Genomic DNA, 13,692 nt, shown 5'->3' on the forward strand with positions numbered 1-13,692 from the left:
AGAATTTTATGAAGTCACTAGGAATTGTTGTCGAATATAATCCTTTACATAATGGTCACCTCCACCATATTGAGCAAGCTCGTAGTCAATCTAATGCAGACGTTGTAATCGCAGTCATGAGTGGTTATTTTTTGCAAAGAGGCGAGCCTGCGTTCGTCTCAAAATGGCAACGTACAAAAATGGCTCTTGAAGCAGGTGTTGATATTGTTTTAGAACTACCATATTTTTATTCTACCCAAAAAGCGGAATGTTTTGCAGAAGGTGCGATGCAAACTCTTTCTGAGTTTGGTTCCCAAGTCATTAATTTCGGAAGCGAAGAAGGTAATATTGAGCCATTTCACTCGCTCCTTCAATTTATGAAGAAAAATAAAAAAACATGGGATCATTTTGTAAAAGAAGGAATCTCAACTGGAGTAAGTTATCCTAGAGCCGCCTCGGAGGCTTTCTCCAAGTTAGGGGCCCCTAATTCAATGTTATCGTTAAGTGAACCTAATAATATACTTGGTTACCATTACGTAAAGGCTATACATGATTTAAATTTACCAATGCAAGCAACAACAATCGTTCGTAAACAAGCACACTACCATGAAGAAACGATTCCAAAAGCTTCAATTGCAAGTGCAACTAGCATCCGTAAATCTTTGAGTAACCATAACACTCTCTCAAAAGTCAAACATGTTGTACCTGCTTATACCTATAATTTACTTCAAGATTATTTTAATGAAAATCAAATGTTCCACACATGGGAAAAATATTTCCCTTTTATTCAATATCATGTTCTCACTTCAAGCCACCAAGAACTTCAACAAATATACGAATGTGAAGAGGGATTGGAGTTTCGAGCAAAAGAAACAATGAAACAGGCTACTAGTTTCGAAGAGTGGATGACACTGATGAAAACAAAGCGTTATACGAGAAATCGTCTTCAACGATACGCGACACATATTTTAACGAAAACAACGAAAGAGGAAATAAGAAAGTTAACTGATGGCCCTCCCCCTTATATACGTCTACTCGGAATGAGTTCCACAGGTCAAACTTATTTGAATAAACAAAAGAGTAATTTTTCCCTCCCTCTTATTACTCGTTTTTCACAAGCTAAGGGGACGTTAGCAATTTTAGAGGAACGTGTAGTAAATGCTTATTTTTCTCCTTTAAACTCGCGTATAAGCCGTTTAAAAGAGGAATATAGTACGCCTCCCATTCGTAAATAAAAAAGGGGTGTCAAATTTTAGACACCCCTTCATTAATTATTTAGATTTCTTTTCTGGTAACTCTTGAAGATAGGTAAGAGCGTCCTCAAAGGTATCAATAGGAATAACTTTCATTGTCGTTTTAATATCCTTTGCGGCTACTATCGCTTCTTGGTAATTTGAGTTTTCTACGCCTTTCTCATTCGGAGCAAAAAAGAAATCTGCTCCTGCTTTATGTGCAGCAACAATTTTTTGAGAAGCTCCTCCAATTCGCCCAACTTCACCATTCTCACTCATTGTTCCTGTACCAGCTATTTCATATCCTTTAGTAATATCTTCCTCTACTAATTGGTTATAAATTTCAAGTGTAAACATTAATCCGGCTGAAGGACCACCTATTTCGCTTGTATCGATTTCAACATTTGGCTCAAATGTAACTTCACGGTCCGTCATCGGAGCCCGAATCCCTACCCCTACCCTGTCATCTTCTACTTCCAGATCCTCTGGAAAAGATGAGAAACCCAGGTCAATCGTCAGTTGCTTCTTATCTCTCAGGACTAATAATTCCACTTGGTCTTCCGCGGTTTTTCCTTCTAGTAATGTCATGAATCGCTCAGCTGTCCTTACCTCCGTACCATCAACCTCTAAAATACGATCACCTGGTTCCAAAACTTCTGCAGCAGGCATTCCTTCAATAAATGAAGACACTACGACGCCTCGATACTCGTATTGAACGCCTTTGCCAGCTTTTTCATATGCAACAATTTTAGCATTCTCTTGGGAGTCGTTCATCATCATTAGCTGACGGTGCTGATATTCCTCATCCGTTTCATCCTCATACCGAAGCTGTTTTTCTGGATATAGATGTCTATAAGGACTAAGTTGAGCCCAAACATAGAAAAAGGCATTTGCCTTTCCCATCCGAATGGTCGTAAGCATAAACGAACCTTCTTCTTTTTCGTATCCTTCTTCAACATTAATGACCGTATCTAAATGTTTAGCATGTCCTGGCTGCGAATAGTAAAATGGAAGCTGATAAAAATGTAGAAATAATAGAATAGCGAATAAAACGATCCACCTTTTCTTTAGCACAGGTTGTTGTTTCTGGTTCATGTTTAATTCCCCTTCTCTATAGCTAGCTTTATCTTGTCCATTTGTGAATAAGCAGCTTTATATCCTTGTTCTATTAATTGTTCAACCCTAGTAAAGACAAGTGAACTTGCATCATCTAAGGTGGGCCTAATCATGACAGAACAGTCTAATTCCTGATGTCGAATCATTTCATGAGCCATGATGTCCATGCTTTGCAACAACACATCATAAATTGTCATAATATTTGGCTCGATTCGAAAACCTGACACATCAACAGCTATTGTCACATCAGCACCCATATCCTTAACAATCGAGACAGGAACTCGGTCAATTACCCCACCATCAACTAAAATCTTTCCATTAATGATTTCAGGAACAAAAATTCCTGGGATTGCTATGCTTGCCCTAACTGCCGCCGCTATTTCACCTTGCCGAAAAACGACACGTTCACCTCGTTTTAAATCTGTTGCCACTACTGCAACAGGCGGATGAAGATCCTCCAGTCTTTTTCCTTTACTTAACATTTTAATCAATTCTTTTACTTTTTTTCCAGCAACAAAACCCATTTTAGGTACTGTTATATCGAGATAATACTTTCTTCGAAACAACATCGCAAATCGCTCCAAATGGCCCGGGGGATGTCCAACTCCATACAAACTACCTATAAGAGCTCCCATACTACTACCTGCTATATAATGAATCTCAATTTTTTCTTCTTCAAATGCTTTTAAAACACCGATATGAGCGAAACCTCTAGCACCACCTGAACCTAAAGCAAGACCTACTCTAGGGCGTGTCTTTAGTCAATGCAACCATCTCCTATCTTACTTTTTCACGAGCTTGTTTTCAATCATATGGTCTATTACAAGCTTGTATACGTATATTTAAATAATGGGAGACAGGTTCTGATGCATAAAGTAAAGGAGGACGCTCCACCTATGCGTTCATCGATGATAAAAACTTTAATACTCGCTCTTTTTTCGATTTCTCTTGCTGCTTCGTTAATGATTTATCCAAAAGAAGCACTTGACGCTTCTGTGAGAGGGATGCAAATGTGGTGGGATGTCGTCTTTCCGTCATTGCTACCATTTTTTATTGTTTCTGAATTATTAATCGGCTTTGGTGTTGTAACCTTCCTTGGGGCGTTACTTGAACCGTTAATGAGACCCTTATTTCGAGTACCAGGTGTTGGTGGGTTTGTTTGGGCAATGGGATTAGCCTCTGGTTACCCTGCCGGGGCAAAGTTAACTGCGAGGCTTAGACAAGAAAAAAAAGTAACAAGAATTGAAGCTGAGCGTCTAGTGTCCTTTACAAACTCTTCAAATCCTTTATTTATTTTTGGCGCAATTGCAGTAGGTTTTTTTCATGACCCCACACTAGGTATCCTCCTAGCCTTGGCTCATTATTTAGGGAATATTTGTGTTGGCTTGTTCATGCGCTTTCATGGTCGAAACGAAGAATCCGATTTTCCCCCAAAAAAAGTGAAACGTCTTTCTATTTTACAAGCCATTTCACTTTTACATCGTGAACGAATTCGGGATGGACGACCATTTGGGAAATTACTTGGAGATGCCGTTCAATCGTCTGTTCGCACTCTTTTAATGATTGGCGGATTTATTATTTTATTTTCCGTCCTAAATAAAATATTAAGCTTAATTGGTTTAACAGCATTGCTAGCTTTGTTTTTTTCCATTCTTTTGGCCTTTTTTCGATTACCGAGTGATTTAAGTCTACCTTTAATTTCAGGTTTGTTTGAAATCACGTTAGGGGCCCAAATGGCGAGCACGTCTTCCTCATCTACTCTTTTAGAACAAGCCGTCGTGACAAGTTTCTTTCTTGCTTTCAGCGGTCTATCAGTCCAGGCTCAAGTCGCAAGTATCTTAGCAGAGACAGATATTCGTTTTAAACCGTTTTTTATTGCAAGAATCTTTCACGGGTTCTTTGCTGCTGTGTTAGCATTTTTACTTTGGCAACCACTCTATGTTAAATCAAAACCCTCAAGCGAACAGCAAGGGGCCCTCCCCGTTTTTTTAGGAGAACACTCTAGTTCGTTTTTCCACCAGGGTTGGCAGCTTGTTGTCCAGTACGGTTCATATTTAACCTTATTTACACTCGTCCTCTATATTATGATTTGGACACATACACAATTAAAGAAGGCGATTTAGAGGAAAGGGTGTCCAAAGGTTCAGTACAAAGTCCCTTTCAGCAGATACTAGGAAGTAGCAATAGCTTCACACGTTGCGCGGTTCCGCTTCATTGCTTAAAGGGCATTGAAAAAGGTGAAAACCGAAGGCCACTGAAAAACCCTTTGAAAGCATTTCGAGGAAGTAGTAATGGCTTCACTCGTTGCGCGCCTTGCTATGAGAAAATCATTCATGACAAGGCTTTTCAAAACCGGGCAACGGCTCCACGCATTACTAAGAGGGCACTGAAATAGGAAAAGCACCCTTTTTTTCAGTGCCCTCAAAAACCGACCTTTTTCAGTGCCCTCTACTTTTTCGGTTGCCTTGCAAAATCAACACGAGATTAGTTCTTGTTCACAAAGTGTGATTAACTTTCTACTTTAAATTTTTCTTTTAACGCATCAGCAATTTCAACTGGCACTAAATCTGAAACATCAGCTTGATATTTTGCAACTTCTTTGACAATGCTTGAGCTAAGATAGGAGTAATGATTACTAGTCATCATAAAAAATGTTTCAATTTCTGGTCCTAGCTTTTTATTTATCGAAGCTGCTTGCATTTCATATTCAAAATCTGAAACCGCCCGCAACCCTCTAATAATGGTTTGAGCATTCTTCTCCTTCACATAGTCAATCAGTAAACCATTAAAAGAATCCACCTCAATGTTTTCAATATGTGAAGTAACTTGTTTCAAGAGATGAACTCGTTCATCAATTGAAAACATTGGTTGCTTGTTTCGATTGTGTAAAACAGCCACAATCACCTTGTCAAACACAGCCGCTCCTCTAGTAATGATATCCAAATGTCCATATGTAACTGGATCAAAACTTCCTGGACAAACTGCAATTTTCATTGCTGCACCCTCCTTTTTCGTGAATTTAGTCCTCATATTGATAAATAGAAATCATGGTATCTCCATAGCTTTCCTCACGTACCTTGATTAATTCACTAATTTTTTCAGCTAGACTAATATTTGCTGCATGTTCACTCACAATAAGACCATTCTTTTCGAGTAAACCGTGATTATCAATAATGCTAATCTCGCTTGCAATATTTTGATTAGCGTATGGTGGGTCTAAAAAAATATACGAAAAGCTTTGTTCTCGCTTTACAAGTGCCTTTAATGCTCTGCTAGCATCATTACGAAAAACCTCTGCCTTGTCCATAAAATGACAGTGAATTAAATTTGATTTTATCGTATCAATAGCTTTTCGGTCTTGATCAATAAATATTACTTTATCGAGACCTCGACTTAATGCTTCAATCCCTAAGCCACCGCTACCACCGTATAAATCTAAACCGGTTCCTCCATCAAAATAGGGCCCAATTATATTAAAAATAGACTCTTTTACTTTATCTGTCGTTGGTCTCGTTGATGACCCAGGTACTGCTTTAAGATGAAGTCCTTTTTTTTCTCCTGAAATGACTCTCACATCTGCCACCTAACCTTTTTCTTAATATCTACTATATCCTACCACATTCTTTTGTTCTTACGCATTAATTGCGAAAGTGTATATTTCAAGTGTATAAAAAAAAAAAGTCGGGACATACTGATGACTAGCAGCATTATTACAATGTTGTGACAACCGCGGAGAAGGCTTACGTTTCCCCATAAGTACTTCCTCCGGTTTCTCCTCTCCCATAGCCTACTACATACAAGTAAGTATGTTTTTTGGGCACCTCGTAAGGTTATCCTTACGGGGTTTTTTTATTTTACATTCTTTAAAAAACATGCTACATTTTTCCTCAATAAGTAGCTTTTTAAAAAAGGAGAGAACAAAATGATTCAACGATTTATCGAGCTTGGAGAAGGCTATTCGGATATATATGAGCTTGTAGAAATTGCCACGCAGAATAAGCATCGCATTCATAGACTTATTCGTCTTGAGACGAGGATTGGCAATCGTAACATGGTCTCTTTAGTCGTTATCCTTAACCCTGCAACTCCAGGGAAACTAATGCCACTGTATATTTGCAGAGAAGGCATAGTTAGTCCAGATGAAAAACCAAACCAACGTTATGATTTATTCGCCGCATGTGCAGAACATTGTAATCAAGTCATTCATCAGTTAGAAGTGAAGCATTCCAATCAATTCGAAGAAGCAACGCTTTACTATCAATATCTAATCGGAATTCTTCGATTAAATCGCTTTATTCCCCCATTGTCCTAAACCAAGCTTCCGTGAACTGCTACAAATCTCCCTACCAAAAAAGGGGGCACTGAAAAAGTCACTTTAGCAGATTTGAGGAAACGTCGACTTTTTTTAGTGCCCTCTAGCAATGCTCAGCCGTTACTTCATTTAGAAAAGCCCTGCTGTGCGCAACGCACGAAGCCATTTCAATTTAATCAAGGTATTGAAAAAGGTACGATTTTCATCTTTTTCAATGGCCTTTGGTTTTTAACTTTTTCAGGGCTTCCAAAAAAAAGCCAGGCGATTTCTCGCCTGACTAAATTCCCATCTTATAATCATATTCTTTTGCTTTATCTGGTTTAGCATTTTGAAATTCCGTATTTATAAATGGACGCATTGAGGGCCGAACCTCTCGGACAAAATGAAAGGCTTGGAGCTTGGTCACCGTTTCTTCAACGGACTCTTGGTCACAATATAAAATCACATACTTCATTTTTTTTGAAGCATAATGAACGTTTCCAAAACGTCTAAGCTGTCTAGCGAATTTTAACGATGTTAGCCAAATTGCTAACCCTTGTCGATTCCCACCTAACATAAAGGTTCTCCTTTTACTGTTTCATTTTCCTCTAAGTCTAGCATGAACATAGAGAAGCATCAATGGTTCCTCATGAAAACCAAATTAAGTAAGCGATATCATAAGATAATAAAAGGCAAATTAAAATTCACCTCTTCGTATTTATTAACAGCTACATCCACCGCCAGAACCACATCCACCACTGCAAGACATGCTATCAAAAAATGGGTTGCCAGATGGTACTTTTATTGTTTCTGAAACGGAACGTGCAATGGTCTCACTTATTTCATTCAGCAACATTTCAAGCTCTCGTTCTGCTTTCTTAAACGTAGAAACTAGCGGCAATAAATCAAGCTCTCGTTTAACCTGCCGAATGTTTTTTGACACTTTATCGTAATCAGGATGGTACTTACCAAATCGTTGTACCTCCTCATATTGGTCCTTCATATGGTTAAAGCTTCGGATTAGCCGCTGCGCCTCATCGTCTGCTTGTAACTTACGTTTTGAAGCTTTATATTCTAAATACACATCAGAAGATAGAATCGCTTGTCCTAACTCACTTGCTTCGTCTAGGAGTCCTATCGTCGTCATTGTTGCGAGCATCAGCTACACCTCCATATGTCCGATTATAACACGTGAACATTGGAAAAACACTTTAATTAACCTATTAGCCATTTGAGTACATTTTCATGCTCGCTTGCGTGAACAATTTGAAATCCTCCATCTTTGATAGTTCGTTGACAAGTTTTAGTAACGCTTCATCTTTTTTCTTTGCTTCAATCATAACATCGAGATTGCGAACACTCCCTTTAATTAGAGATAAAAAGTTATAAAACCTTTCAACCTCGATATAATCATGATGACTCCTATCAAACCTTCCTTCTTTTGGGCTTGAAATATGGATTTTTACTGGAAAAGGACTGTCCTTCCAAGTATTAATAACACGTTTCCATAATTCTAAAAGTATTGTTGATGTTTCTTGATTTACATCAAAATGATGTAAATCAAAGACAACTGGTATAGCTAATTTTTCACCTAAATACAGGACTTCTTCTGCGGTATAGTTGACATCATCATTTTCAAGCATAATCATTTCCTGTAAGGAACGCGGAATAGTTCCAAAATTCTTAATGAATTGTTCTAATCCTTCTTCTTTTCCTTGCTTTTTTCCTCCAACATGCAAAACACATCGGTGCTTCGTATTAAGTCCCATTCCTTTTAATAATTTATAATGGTAGATAAGTGTCTGAACTGATTGACTGAGAATTTCTTTCGATGGACTATTTAAAACGACAAAGTGATCTGGGTGAAAATCTACTCTCATGTCATGCACATTTATAAATTTTCCAAGCTTCTTAAGCTCTTCTTTTATACTATGTTCGTATTTCCATCCTTCAGTAAGTGGGTGGTTTACAAGTGGGACAATTCTTGAAGAAAAGCGAAAAAATTGTATGTCATAGGCAAGATTATGCATTAATAATCGAAGGCAATTATTTAGGTTTGACTTTGCAATTCGTTCTAATTTATGAATTGCAGCCTCTTTATTTGATATCTTCTCAAATTGTTTTACGGTCATTGTTTGCGAAGGTGAAGCATTTACCAACTGCTCACTCATGGCAACATATCCAAATCGAACATACATTTCCTCATTTTGTTCAATCATTGACTTTCATTCTCCCTCCGTCTATAATTCATTCGTTAATCTTAATTTGTCCTAACAGAAGAAGGTGCCATTTATGAATTTCGTGACATTTAATCCATTTCGAACAATCGGAATGCCAAATTTAAAGTACGTGAAGCCAGAACATATGTTTGAAGATCGAGAAAAAATTATCGAGGCTGATATTTGTTTGTTTCCTGAAAACTGGCAAGTTAACTCCCTTGTATACGGAATGAAAAAGCAAATATTTCCTAGTATTCAGTCGATACAGCTTGGCTTTAATAAGATTGAAATGACACGCGGTCTTTGGAGTGTTTGTCCTGAACATGTTCCGAGGACGTTAATACTTGGACGAAATCATGATAATATTGATCGTGTTTTTCGTGAATTTGCGTTTCCTTTCGTTGCAAAAGAAATTAGAAATTCCATGGGTAAAGGTGTCTTTCTAATTGAAAATCATCAACAATTTAACGAGTATGCTGAAAACAACCCATATTTTTACGTTCAGGAGTATTTACCAATTGACCGTGATTTGCGTGTATGTGTGATTGGAAATGAAGTGGTTGCTGCTTATTGGCGTATAAATGACAGAAACACATTTCGTACCAATGTTGCTCAAGGTGGACGAATTTCATTTGAGGATATTCCAGAGGAAGCACTTGAGCTTGTAAGGGCTACCTCACAAGCTCTTGGAGTTAACCATGCTGGCTTTGATGTTATTGTCGTTGAAGATAAGCTTTATTTCCTTGAGTTTAATATTCTTTTTGGAAACCAAGGTTTTCAACAACTTGGTATATCAGCTGAGCAAAAAATATTAGCATATTTAACTACTGAGTTTCAGGAAGTGAAACAGTAAAGCTTTCTTCTAAATCATAACGAGTCTTATCATTTTTCACGACTTCAACTTTCACCTCATGATTTCCGGCCGGAAGTCCTCTAATAATAAACGCAGGTTTGAAAATGGTATCAATATGCTGTTCATTTATATAAAGTCGAATGTGCCCTTCACCATCTTGATGGGCATGTCCGACTTTTTCTTCCTTAAACGTGAAAGGATGAATAAGACATTCCACATAAACGTCGCCATCACGAATTTCATGATTAACTTTCAATGTTCTTTCTTGTTGGGCTGCAATTACCTCAACCGTAGGAATATTAGTTAAAGGGAGAACACTTATCTTTTGCGCTGCTACTTCAAATGCGGTAACCCCCTGTGTTTGAAAGAATATTGAAAGCACGAAATAAACACACAAACATGAAACGAATCTACCCATCTTCAAACCCCTTTCATTTTCTATACTATCAGTTAGTATATGTCGACAAATAATGTTTATACAAAAAGGAGCCGGAGATTAATCAACCGGTTCCTTCGTTTGTTCATAAGTAGATTGCCCCATTTGAATCATTTCCATCAGCATCATTAAAAGCCCAAGATTACTTTGAACCTTTTCTACGCGCTGCGGTAGTGTCCGGCCATAGAAAAACTTGGCTTCCTTTTCTAAATTTATTATTTGGCTTGGATATCGGCTTAATTTACGGTACCAGATTGGATTTTGCCTAACAAATTGTTTTAATTCAGGTCTCTCAATGAACAATTGTTGAATATCAGCACGCATCCTTGACTCCCCCCACTCTAGTCTCTTCTAAAGGAAAATGGATCCGTCGGTCCTTGTGGATTTTCTTGTTGATTTGGTTTTTGAAAGTTTTGCATAACTTGTTGAATGTTGGCCAACACAGAACTAAATTGAGCCATATGAGCTTGTAAATCCTGCACATTCATTCGTTTGAGTAAGCCGAAAATTTGACCTAACACCTCACCAGACGTAGAATTTTTCGTTTCCTGATTTTCCTCAGAACTCTTCCCAGATTTTTGTTCGGATGAAGAACTCTCATCTATGCTTTCGCGAAAAGCTTGCCATTGCTCATGTTCGCCTCCTAAGACCGTCCATTCCTCAAAAAACTCCTGAAGGGTTTTCTTTTTATCAGAGACCTCCTTCAAAAGTAAAGGGTGTTCTTTGACAAAAGCCTTAAATTGCTTAACAGATGGGTGTAAATTTTGCTGCTGTTCCATGCCATTCATCCTCCCATTCCCTACATTCTTACTATTAGTTTACAAAGACGCCCAGTCCCTTGTTCGCCCATTTTTTCTTTTCTTCTATTTATTTTTTATAAAGAACTCCATTTGCTTTAAAACTAAGCTTTCTATGACTGAACTCTAAAGTTAGTAATTTTCGTCATTAGATATCTCGTCATTTCCAACTCAAAAAGTAAGAGGACGAATAAAAGGAATATTAGGCCCTTTCATTTGTCCTCGAATCTATCATTTTTATTATGAGATATCTATTATTCACGGTGAAATTTTAGTGAGTGGGGAGCGGCACTGGTTTCATAAAGTTCTGTGTATAATAGTCTCGATAAACTCCTACACCAAGATGGGTAAACTCTTCATGAAGTAAATTAACTCGGTGCCCTTCGCTATTTAACCACCCTTCCACTGCAGCTAATCCATCAATATATTTGGCTGCAATATTTTCTCCAGCAAGTAAAAATGCAACATCACCACTTAAAAACCTTTCTGAAACATCTCCATAGGTAGGAGACTCATGGGAAAAAAAATTACTATCATGCATGTCTTTACTGTGACCTAAGGCAACGTTTGAAACTGGTTCTTCCCATTCAAAAGCCTCAAGCTTATGTCTTTTCCGAATTACGTTAGTTAACTCTAAGATTTGCTGTTCATTGCCTATTTCAACCCGTCTCCACTCTTCATCGTTTAACTCTTCTCTTTCTGGTAATGTTCCACGATATAAAATCGAATAAGGTCTTTGTAAAATTAAAATATCTTTACTCATTATTCGAATGCTCGTCAATTCCTCAGTAAACGAGTCAAAATAAAGCTGTGCCCATCCATCTCCATCCTGAACTAGAGGCCGCATCTTTAAATCTTGATCTGATAACTCAAATTGAAAAGAACCTTGATTTGTTTTAACCGAGACATCTTTTTTAAGATCCATCTTTTGATTAATGGTTTCATAAGATGCACCGATAAATGAATCTGAGTCAATTGCCTTACCCGAGAGGAATACAGTAACAACTCGCTCTTCATCTACTCCAATTTGTAACAACGTTTCCTCAGATATGGAATAAATCCACCAGTCATAACCGAAGGAGGAAAGGTCAATGCGTGTTGGTTCGCCAAACTCTTGAATGATTTCATTTGTACTTTTATTAAGTAAGCGACTTTCAACTAATTCAGAATCTAGCAGTGACGGATTTACTTCAGCTTCAGTGACACTTGCCATCACTTCTTCATTTGCCAATTCCTGAGTTTCTACTTCTAATTCTTCATCCCCCGCAAACCATTCTTGTATTGTCTCAGGATAACTATATTCATAAAGAGCAACCCCAAAAAAAAGTACTAATAGCGTTATAATAATCACATTTTGTTTCATAAGTCCCCTACTTTCTATCTGTACTATCCAAGTAATTCGTGTATACCCCTTTATTTCCTTTCACTAACTATGTAATCTTCTGTCAATGCATTCATAAAGGTGTCGAATCTATAAATAAGCTGCTGGTAAGTACTTGCTCAACTTTGCATCGGTCAAAAGCGTCCCCTAAATCACATCAAAAAAATTTATTTTTATTTTAAAAAAGGAAGACGAACTTGTCGCCTTCCAACCGCCTATGGGCGTCTAAACAATTGTGTCCAATAATGTCTACCGCTTCCACCTTGTGCATAACCAACACCAAGCTCTGTTACATTTTGACTTAATATATTTTTGCGATGTCCTTCACTATTCATCCAATCCTTAACGACCTGTTCTGGTGTTTGCTGCCCCATTGCAATATTCTCGGCAGCACTACTGTACCTAACTCCAAAATTACGCATCATATCAAATGGAGATCCGTATGTAGGAGAGGTGTGAGAAAAATACCGCTTATCACGCATATCAGCAGATTTATAGCGAGCTACACGAGCAAGTTCCCAATTGGCGCGTAATGGTTTTAGTCCGTAATTTGCTCGTTCTTTATTCGTTAAATTTAGAACTTGCTGTTCTAATGATTTAACATTATTGCTCAAAGGAATTGTCAGTTTTTGATTTGGATAAATTAAGTTTGGGTTCGAGATATGAGGATTAGCAGCTATAATCTCCGAAAGTCCAACCTCGTAGCGTACGGCAATTTTCCACATTGAGTCACCAGAGACCACAGTGTGCGTGACAGACTGAGCCTGGGCCATAGTTGGGATTGTCACAAACAAAAATAAAACAACGATTAAGCTTTTACATAACATCTTCAAAGGAAAACCCTCCTATTTAATTATTGGTTCTGCTATAGTGTGACCTGATTATTAAATTTATTACATTGTTCTAGTTTTTTTGAGTTCTTTGTCCATAAAACATTCACCTTTATTCGTTGCATGTAAGCACATTTCATACTATCATAGTAGAGGATGGATATATGTTAGTTGAGATAAGGAGGGGTCCGAGTGAAATTTGACCACATTGAAATCGCAGATAAAGAACTTAGATTTGAAACATTACGTTATGCAGCAGAATCGGTCGGATTAGTCCATGCAGGGCAATGGGACTACGAACGTGTGACATTTGATTACAAAATTATCAACAAAGATGATGTATATTATCTACGAGTGCCTGCCTACGCAATTAAAGGCGACATTCCCCATGATGATACAATCGTTCGCCTCATGACACCTATTTTGGGGAAACACTACTATCCACATGGGGTTGAGTACGAAGGAGAGACATTTCCAAAGTCAATTGTTGAAAAATGCAACAAGAAGCTTGAGTTGTTAAAAACAAATTTAGAAGCAAAATAAAAAGCGAGGGCTACG

The 13,692-nt window shown here is 37.8% G+C and carries 16 protein-coding genes and 1 pseudogene; 5 read left to right on the forward strand and 12 right to left on the reverse strand.

The window, feature by feature from the left end:
- Positions 1-8: 8 nt before the first annotated feature.
- Complete coding sequence (locus tag CEF19_RS02285) at positions 9-1,214, forward strand: nucleotidyltransferase (RefSeq protein ID WP_100404581.1); 1,206 nt, start codon at positions 9-11, stop codon at positions 1,212-1,214.
- A gap of 36 nt (positions 1,215-1,250) precedes the next feature.
- Here CEF19_RS02285 and CEF19_RS02290 read toward each other — a convergent pair whose 3' ends face one another.
- Together CEF19_RS02290 and CEF19_RS02295 are read right to left on the reverse strand one after the other, a co-directional pair.
- Positions 1,251-2,306: a SepM family pheromone-processing serine protease gene (locus tag CEF19_RS02290; protein WP_198510227.1), complete on the reverse strand. Its 1,056-nt coding sequence runs from the start codon at positions 2,304-2,306 to the stop codon at positions 1,251-1,253.
- A gap of 2 nt (positions 2,307-2,308) precedes the next feature.
- A pseudogene (locus CEF19_RS02295) lies at positions 2,309-3,079 on the reverse strand (patatin-like phospholipase family protein); the annotation flags it as partial.
- Between the two features lie 144 nt (positions 3,080-3,223).
- On the opposite strand from CEF19_RS02295, the gene ylbJ reads away from it, so the two are divergent.
- Positions 3,224-4,450 carry a sporulation integral membrane protein YlbJ gene (gene ylbJ, locus CEF19_RS02300; protein ID WP_100404583.1) on the forward strand — a complete coding sequence of 409 codons (1,227 nt, stop codon included), beginning with the start codon at positions 3,224-3,226 and terminating at the stop codon, positions 4,448-4,450.
- A 385-nt stretch (positions 4,451-4,835) separates the two neighbouring features.
- Here ylbJ and coaD read toward each other — a convergent pair whose 3' ends face one another.
- Together coaD and rsmD are read right to left on the reverse strand one after the other, a co-directional pair.
- Entirely contained in the window at positions 4,836-5,321 is a 486-nt protein-coding gene (gene coaD / locus CEF19_RS02305; RefSeq protein ID WP_100404584.1) for a pantetheine-phosphate adenylyltransferase, read from the reverse strand.
- Positions 5,322-5,346: 25 nt separating this feature from the next.
- A complete protein-coding gene (rsmD, locus tag CEF19_RS02310) occupies positions 5,347-5,901 on the reverse strand; it encodes a 16S rRNA (guanine(966)-N(2))-methyltransferase RsmD (RefSeq protein ID WP_100404585.1) in 555 nt (184 codons plus the stop codon).
- 348 nt (positions 5,902-6,249) lie between these two features.
- On the opposite strand from rsmD, the gene CEF19_RS02315 reads away from it, so the two are divergent.
- The gene (locus tag CEF19_RS02315; RefSeq protein WP_100404586.1) at positions 6,250-6,639 is read left to right on the forward strand and encodes a DUF7147 family protein; all 390 of its coding nucleotides are present in this window, start codon (positions 6,250-6,252) and stop codon (positions 6,637-6,639) included.
- 277 nt (positions 6,640-6,916) lie between these two features.
- Here the strand turns inward: CEF19_RS02315 and CEF19_RS02320 are convergent, their stop codons facing one another.
- From CEF19_RS02320 to uvsE, 3 genes are all read right to left on the reverse strand, one after another.
- Positions 6,917-7,195: a YlbG family protein gene (locus CEF19_RS02320; RefSeq protein WP_100404587.1), complete on the reverse strand. Its 279-nt coding sequence runs from the start codon at positions 7,193-7,195 to the stop codon at positions 6,917-6,919.
- A 144-nt stretch (positions 7,196-7,339) separates the two neighbouring features.
- On the reverse strand, positions 7,340-7,777 hold the full coding sequence (locus CEF19_RS02325) for a YlbF/YmcA family competence regulator (protein WP_100404588.1): 438 nt from the start codon (positions 7,775-7,777) through the stop codon (positions 7,340-7,342).
- A gap of 64 nt (positions 7,778-7,841) precedes the next feature.
- Positions 7,842-8,816 carry a UV DNA damage repair endonuclease UvsE gene (gene uvsE, locus CEF19_RS02330; protein ID WP_100408177.1) on the reverse strand — a complete coding sequence of 325 codons (975 nt, stop codon included), beginning with the start codon at positions 8,814-8,816 and terminating at the stop codon, positions 7,842-7,844.
- Between the two features lie 94 nt (positions 8,817-8,910).
- On the opposite strand from uvsE, the gene CEF19_RS02335 reads away from it, so the two are divergent.
- Positions 8,911-9,690, forward strand: coding sequence for an ATP-grasp domain-containing protein (locus CEF19_RS02335; protein WP_100404589.1), 780 nt, complete (start codon positions 8,911-8,913; stop codon positions 9,688-9,690).
- Here CEF19_RS02335 and CEF19_RS02340 read toward each other — a convergent pair.
- From CEF19_RS02340 to safA, 5 genes are all read right to left on the reverse strand, one after another.
- Positions 9,662-10,108, reverse strand: a complete 447-nt coding sequence (locus CEF19_RS02340; RefSeq protein WP_100404590.1) for a hypothetical protein — start codon at positions 10,106-10,108, stop codon at positions 9,662-9,664. The genes CEF19_RS02335 and CEF19_RS02340 overlap by 29 nt on opposite strands.
- 78 nt (positions 10,109-10,186) lie before the next feature.
- Complete coding sequence (locus tag CEF19_RS02345) at positions 10,187-10,450, reverse strand: YlbE-like family protein (protein WP_100404591.1); 264 nt, start codon at positions 10,448-10,450, stop codon at positions 10,187-10,189.
- A gap of 17 nt (positions 10,451-10,467) precedes the next feature.
- Complete coding sequence (locus CEF19_RS02350) at positions 10,468-10,905, reverse strand: YlbD family protein (protein ID WP_100404592.1); 438 nt, start codon at positions 10,903-10,905, stop codon at positions 10,468-10,470.
- A 289-nt stretch (positions 10,906-11,194) separates the two neighbouring features.
- A complete protein-coding gene (locus tag CEF19_RS02355; protein ID WP_100404593.1) occupies positions 11,195-12,286 on the reverse strand; it encodes a CAP domain-containing protein in 1,092 nt (363 codons plus the stop codon).
- A 233-nt stretch (positions 12,287-12,519) separates the two neighbouring features.
- Positions 12,520-13,131 (reverse strand): SafA/ExsA family spore coat assembly protein, encoded by a 612-nt coding sequence (safA, locus tag CEF19_RS02360; RefSeq protein ID WP_100408178.1) that lies wholly within the window; start codon positions 13,129-13,131, stop codon positions 12,520-12,522.
- Between the two features lie 195 nt (positions 13,132-13,326).
- On the opposite strand from safA, the gene CEF19_RS02365 reads away from it, so the two are divergent.
- The gene (locus CEF19_RS02365) at positions 13,327-13,677 is read left to right on the forward strand and encodes a YugN family protein (protein ID WP_100404594.1); all 351 of its coding nucleotides are present in this window, start codon (positions 13,327-13,329) and stop codon (positions 13,675-13,677) included.
- Positions 13,678-13,692 lie beyond the last annotated feature (15 nt).

The organism is Bacillus solitudinis (genome assembly GCF_002797395.1).
Lineage (GTDB): Bacteria > Bacillota > Bacilli > Bacillales > Bacillaceae_D > Halalkalibacter_A > Halalkalibacter_A solitudinis.